The sequence below is a fragment of the Kitasatospora sp. NPDC034035 genome (genome assembly GCF_055575755.1).
In genome coordinates this window covers 1-5,983 of sequence record NZ_JBVISA010000089.1, presented here as the reverse complement: position 1 = coordinate 5,983, position 5,983 = coordinate 1, and the positions used below count along the sequence as shown (strand labels likewise).

6 protein-coding genes and 3 pseudogenes are annotated in these 5,983 nt (G+C 68.2%); 8 read left to right on the top strand and 1 reads right to left on the bottom strand.

All coding sequences use genetic code 11. The features are described from left to right. A pseudogene (locus ACZ52J_RS42605) lies at window positions 1–454 on the bottom strand (integrase); the annotation flags it as partial. Window positions 455–669: 215 nt separating this feature from the next. Here ACZ52J_RS42605 and ACZ52J_RS42600 point away from each other — a divergent pair. From ACZ52J_RS42600 to ACZ52J_RS42565, 8 genes and pseudogenes are all read left to right on the top strand, one after another. Beyond that, a complete protein-coding gene (locus tag ACZ52J_RS42600; RefSeq protein ID WP_465626802.1) occupies window positions 670–1,125 on the top strand; it encodes an LppU/SCO3897 family protein in 456 nt (151 codons plus the stop codon). A gap of 451 nt (window positions 1,126–1,576) precedes the next feature. Beyond that, window positions 1,577–1,805, top strand: a pseudogene (locus ACZ52J_RS42595) (ISL3 family transposase); the annotation flags it as partial. Between the two features lie 347 nt (window positions 1,806–2,152). After that, entirely contained in the window at window positions 2,153–2,434 is a 282-nt protein-coding gene (locus tag ACZ52J_RS42590; RefSeq protein WP_465626801.1) for a hypothetical protein, read from the top strand. A gap of 138 nt (window positions 2,435–2,572) precedes the next feature. After that, a complete protein-coding gene (locus tag ACZ52J_RS42585) occupies window positions 2,573–2,749 on the top strand; it encodes a hypothetical protein (RefSeq protein ID WP_465626800.1) in 177 nt (58 codons plus the stop codon). Next, the gene (locus ACZ52J_RS42580; protein WP_465626799.1) at window positions 2,746–3,435 is read left to right on the top strand and encodes an adenylate kinase family protein; all 690 of its coding nucleotides are present in this window, start codon (window positions 2,746–2,748) and stop codon (window positions 3,433–3,435) included. The genes ACZ52J_RS42585 and ACZ52J_RS42580 overlap by 4 nt, the downstream gene beginning before the upstream one ends. A 266-nt stretch (window positions 3,436–3,701) precedes the next feature. Next, window positions 3,702–4,334 carry a hypothetical protein gene (locus ACZ52J_RS42575; protein WP_465626803.1) on the top strand — a complete coding sequence of 211 codons (633 nt, stop codon included), beginning with the start codon at window positions 3,702–3,704 and terminating at the stop codon, window positions 4,332–4,334. Between the two features lie 188 nt (window positions 4,335–4,522). Continuing rightward, complete coding sequence (locus tag ACZ52J_RS42570; RefSeq protein ID WP_465626798.1) at window positions 4,523–5,122, top strand: hypothetical protein; 600 nt, start codon at window positions 4,523–4,525, stop codon at window positions 5,120–5,122. Between the two features lie 228 nt (window positions 5,123–5,350). Next, a pseudogene (locus tag ACZ52J_RS42565) lies at window positions 5,351–5,889 on the top strand (winged helix-turn-helix domain-containing protein); the annotation flags it as partial. Between the last annotated feature and the right edge of the window lie 94 nt (window positions 5,890–5,983).

The following is a 5,983-nucleotide window of genomic DNA, read 5'->3' as shown; positions in this document are numbered from 1 at the left end:
TGCGGGCGCGGTGGTCCAGGCAGCGCTGAAGGGCGTGCCAGGTCGCGGTGTCGAGTGGGGTGGGTGCCGGGCGGCCGGGGAAGTGCAGCGTGCGGCGGACGGTGTCCACGGCGGTGTTGGTCAGGTGGGGCAGTTCGGTGGTGGTGGTGGCGTAGAGGAGGGCGGCAAGGCCGATGAGGGCTTCGTGGGGGCAGATGTCCGGGTTGGTGGTCCATCGCCGGTAGAGGGCGCGCTGATGGTCGAGGGTGAGGGTAGGGCCGCGGAACCCGCGGTGCTGCGGGGCGTCCAGCGGTGCCGTGGGGTTGTGGAGGATCGGACCGGCGCGGCGGGCGTGGGCGAAGAACTGGCACAGTCCGGCAAGCGATGCGGCACGGCGGCACGGGTTGCGGGCCAGGAACGCCTCCACGTCGTGGGTGCTGACGCTCGCCCAGGTGGTGGTGCCCTGGCCGTGCACATGCAGGGCGAAGTCGCGGACGGTGGTCAGGCGTACCTCGATGGTCCGAAGCTGTTGGGGCGCAGGCCGTGCTTGATGGCGTGGGCGTGCTGGGCGGCAGATCGCGGACACCAGGGCGGCCCGACGCCGTCAGGGGGAGATCGGCACGCCGGCCCCGTACAAGATCCGCTACTGTTCGGCGCCACAATCCGATGATCTGATCGCAAGGACCTGCCATGACGTCCCCGCTGCTCCGAGCCGCCAACCCACACCCGACCACCTCCGAACCGACCCCCTCCTCGCGGCTGCGCCGGTTAGGCAAGACCGTGCGGGCGCCACTCATCCTGGTCGCCTTGGCCACCGTCGGGCTGCTGGTCGCCGGCTGGCTGAGCAAGACCGAGGCGGACGCTGCCCAGGTCGGTGACTGCGTGCATGATCGCGGTGTCGCGTCTAGAGCGGATCTGCAGATCGTGGACTGCGGCAAGCTGGAGGCTCAGTACAAGGTCGTCAAGGTCATCCGGGACACCAGCCAGTACCAGCCGTGCTACGGCGAAGGGCCCGAGGTCTTCGGCTCGTACACCCAAAAGCGATCGACAAGCGTCGTCGTGCTCTGTCTGGCCCTCAACCCCGATCGGCCGGGCGGCCCTGTCCCGCTCCCCAACTGGCCCGACGAGTACGGTCAGACCCGCTGACGTTTCACAGGTTCCGGCGGACCTGGAGGGGATTCCTGGGGCACTGCTACCCGAGGCGGGGAAGCTGCCGGCGCAGGCGACGTTCTACCGCTGGTGAAGGTGCTGGCCGACCCCGCTGAACTGCCCGGCCGGCCCGCGCGCACCGCCCCGCGCAGCCGGGGCGGACGGATTCATGACTGCTCCGAGGAAGGCGCTTGGAGAGCGGCGGCCGGGCCCGGCAGGGGCGGGCCGCATCAGCGGACCCAGGTCCCCTTGCGGCACGGTCCTGCGCGCACGTGGGGCACTCCAGCCGATCCGGGCCAGCCTTCTCCCGGACACTGCTGACGTTCGGCCTGGTCTTCGGTGCGGGCGAAGGCAACCTTCGCCTCGCTCCCGCGGACCGGGACCACACGGTGTTCCTGCTGCACGTTGGCTGACCGTCGACAGCATTGACGAATTTCGCCACCCGAAGGGCCGCCGCTACGGCACCATCCTGGTCGACTGCGAGACCCACCAGCCCCTGGACCTGCTCCCGGACCGCGACGCTGACAGCGTCGCCACCTGGCTGCGCGAGCACCCGGGCGTCGAGATTGTCTGCCGCGACCGCGCGCAGGTCTTCGCCGACGGCGCCCGTACCGGCGCCCCGAACGCCCAGCACTGCGCGGACAAATGGCACGTCTGGCACAACCTCGGCGAAGCAGTCGAACGCCTCGTCTCCCGCCACCGTGCACTGCTCCGCGACCTCGTCGAACTGCCCGAGCCCGCGCCGGAAACGGCCCAGATCGCCGAGAGAAGCCAGCCGAGCCCTTCCCGCAGGGGAAGTTCCTCGACCGGCTCCGCGACACCCACGCCGCCGTCCGCGCCCAGGTGGAGCAGGGCCTGAGCCTGCGCGAGATCGCCAGACGCCTCGGTCTCGGGCGCGACACGGTCCGCAAGTACGCCCGCGCCGCCAGCCCCGACGCGATGCTGCACGGCCAAATGGCAGGACCGGACCAGCAAACCCGAACTCACAGCCGCCGCCGGCCACGTCCGCACCTTCGCGACCATCATGACCAACCGCGAAGGCGACCGGCTGCCGCACTGGATCGCCGACGTCTGCGCGGACGACCAGTGCGGCCTGGCCGGCTTCGTCACCGGACTGCTCCCCGACCTCGACGCCGTCGTCTACGGCATGAGCACCCACTGGTCGTCCGGACCGGTCGAGGGCCGCGTCAACGACCTGAAAGCGCTCAAGCGCAGCATGTTCGGCAGAGCGAAACCACCCCTACTGCGCAAACGACTCCTCCTGATCGCCGCCGGCCGCCGACCACAGACCGTCACGGCCCGCTGATCGACGTCACGGAATCCATGCCCAACCACAAACGACCAGCCGCCGCCGACAGACCGAACCCAGTCGCGGTGGCACCGGCCCCTGCGGGATGCTTGGGTCGTGCGCCTGAATATCGATGGGGTTACCCCGCTGCCGCGGATGCTCTTGCTCAGCGAGTTCCTGCTCCACGCCGACTTCCAGGTCGAGCTGGACGCACCGGTGTTCGTCGCGGCGGGCGACCGGGTCTCCTACGAGGACGGCGGTGTCGTGGTGGCTCGCTCGACCGGTGAGCAATATACGCACCCGATCCGCGACAGCTACTGGATCTGCCGATGATGGCGACGGGCTCGATTCGCATCGCCATCTTGCAACCACCGGCGTGGCTGTGGGAAACACCGAGCGATTCGCTGGCTCGGGCCCTGCCAGTGCCGCGCATCAACCTCGGCGATCTCATGCGCGCTCACCTCCGCCAGGGCACCGACCTGGGGATCCGATCCGCCGAGATCATGAACTCCGGCAGGCCACTCCCGGACGAGATCATCAATAAGGTCGTCCGGGACCACCTGTGCCAGGCCCCCACAGCTTTCCTCCTCGACCGGTACCCGCTCAACGCCGACCAGGCGCTTGCTCTGGACGAGTTGCTCCACGAACTCGACACGCCCCTGGACAGCGTGGTGCGCCTGCACCTTCCCGAGCAGGAGGTGGAGGGCCGCGTCCGCCACCAGTCCGCCCGTCGCCTCTGCCGTAACGACTCGGCCCACGTCTACGAGCCAGCGGTGGACACCCTCGACGTCGATGACGCCTGCAACGTCTGCGGCGGTGAGCTCTATCAGCGTGAGGACGACAAAGAGACAAGCATCCGCGGCCGGTTCAGCAGTTACGAAGCGATGGTGGAGCCCATCATCCGGCACTACGCAAGGCAAGGGCTCCTCGTCACGGTCGACGCTGTCGGCACACCCGACGAGATAGCCAGTCGCGCGCTCACCGCGCTGCGACAGCATCAGGCATCCACCCGAAAGTGACGGAGTGTCACCCAGCGCACGGAAGCACGATCGGTTTCACGAAATCCGTACCTGAACCCTGCAAGTGGCCCCACCGAGGAACGGTTTAGGTTGGCCCCACCTGCCGGCCGGCGCGGTGAGGTGTCGGCGGCAACTGCGTCTGCACGCCAGTACGACCAAGGGTGCTCAGCTCTTCCTCTGGATCCGGGTTCGGAAGAGGCGAGATGCTCGGCGTAATCGAGAGGCGATACGGGCAAGAGTACGGAACACTGCGCCAGGTGATCGTGATGCAGCCTGTTCTGGAGATCAACACACCCGAGGGCTTCGACCTATGGCCTATCGCTGGAGTCGAGCCGTTCGCCTTCCTGCCCCTGAACGGCGAACTCTCACCCGCCGAGGTCGGGACGGCGATGATGCGCATCATCGCCTGCAACGACATCGATCCTGATGGTGCCCGCCCGCCACGGCCGACTGGCCCGCTCCAGTCCTTCCTTCATGGACTGCTGACCTTCGACAACCTCTACGCGGCCGGTGGCCTGCGAGTCACCGACCACTCCACGGGGGTCGCCTTCCTGCCCGGTTGCTGCGACGGACTGGAAGACTGGCGCGACTGGCACGTTTTCGTCGACGGCGGCAGCCTGCTTGGGTTCGGCCACGAGCCCGTGTCCCCGGTTGCAGAATGTTTCGGCGACACCGTCCGGCTCACCGTCAACGCCGAGCAGAGTGGCAGCCCGGTGATCGAGCTGCCCATGGCCGAGCTCCGTCACCTGCTCGCTGGCGTCGAGCGCGACCTGACCAACTTCCTCGTGCTGGCGACCGCCTGGATCCATCAGCAGATGCCCGAGCATTCTGGTCCGGTCGTTGCCGCCCTTGCCCGCGTTCTCGACCTGCCTGCGCCAGCCGTGCCGCCAAAGCCATAGGGCGGCCGACGGCGTCGGCTGGCGGGTGCGGCCCGGGATGTTGTTCGTGTGTTCCGGCCTGGGCAGATTCAGGTGTCTGCCCAACGGTGGGGTGCACTCGTTTGGAGTAGTGCGGGATTGACCGGGCTCCGGCAACCGCATCACGCTGTGTGAGTTCGTAGTCACGGCCGTGTCAGGAGGCCGAGAACTTGCAGCGCGTTGAGTTGTTCGAGCGGATCCGCCGAGACAAGAGGCTGAAGAACGCCTCGGTCCGGGAGTTGGCCCGCCGTTACTCGGTCCACCGCCGGGTGGTCCGCCAGGCCCTGGACAGCGCGTTGCCTCCGAAGCGGAAAGAGCCGGTGACCCGCCGCTCCGCGCTGGACCCGGCCAAGGGCTGGATCGACGAGATGCTGCGGGCGGACCTGACGGCGCCGCCGAAGCAGCGGCACACCAACAAGCGGATCTTGGCCCGGCTGCGGGACGAGTACGGGTTCACCGCGGACGCCTACACCACCCTCAACGACTACCTGCGGGTGAGGCGTCCTCAGATCAAGGACGAGGCGGACCGGGCTCGGATGCTGCACGAGGGCATGGTTCCCCAGTTCCGCCGGCCCGGAGAGGAGGCCGAGGCGGGGCGTCGGGGTGCCGGTCGGCGCAGCGTTCCTCGAACTGGGCCTGTTCCAGGGCTTGCTGGATGTTCTCCAGGGTCATCCCGGCCGCCCGGCGGCGGACCCGGCTGGCGGCCTAAACCCGGCTGGACGCGGTTGTACTGCGGGCGGCTTTGCTGGCGCCGAGGATCGTCTGTATGACGACGTTAAGCAATTCGGTCGTTCGAACGGCCGGGGTCGTGACTGGTCTTTCGCTGGTCGCGCTCTCCGGTTGCACCTCTAGTCACACGACAACCGGTCCAGCGAGCTCGGCGCCTACTTCCAGCAGTAGCGCTGCGGCTACTGAAGTTGAACTCGTGATGTCGCTCGGATGGGTGAAGCGGTAGCGTTCGCCTGCCGTTGGAGGGTTCGTCCCGGTAGTCGTGTGCTGTGAGGTATGCACAGGGCGGCGGTTTGACCGACGCGGAGAGGGCCGCGCGGGAGCGGATCCGACGGCAGGCCGTGGATCGCTTCGAGGGCGGTGAGAAGAACCGGGACATCGCGGCCGCGCTGCGGGTGAGCGTGCGTTCGGTGGAGCGCTGGCGCAGGCAGTGGCGCGAGGACGGCGCGGCAGGAATCGCCTCGAAGGGTTCGCCGGGTCGTCCAAAGCTTTCTGATGCCCAGATCGTGAGGCTGGAGCGGGAGTTGGAGCGTGGGCCGCTTGCCCACGGCTGGGACGACCAGCGGTGGACCTTGGCTCGGGTGAAGACGCTGATCGGCCGGATGTTCCACGTCTCCTACACCGTGGAGGGCACGTGGGTCCTACTCAAGCGGCACGGCTGGTCCTGGCAGCAGCCGGCCCACCGCGCCATCGAGCGTGATGACGCGGCCGTCGAGCTGTGGAAGAAGGAGACGTGGCCGCGGGTAAAAGCGCCACGGCGGCCCGCGAGGCCTGGCTTGTCTTCGAGGACGAAGCCGGGCAGTCGATGGGTTCAGTCAAGATTTTCGTGATGCGGTGACGGAGCGTCATGCTGATCAGCTGACGTGCTCTGCCCGTACTCCGGTGCGCTGGTGACGCGCCGG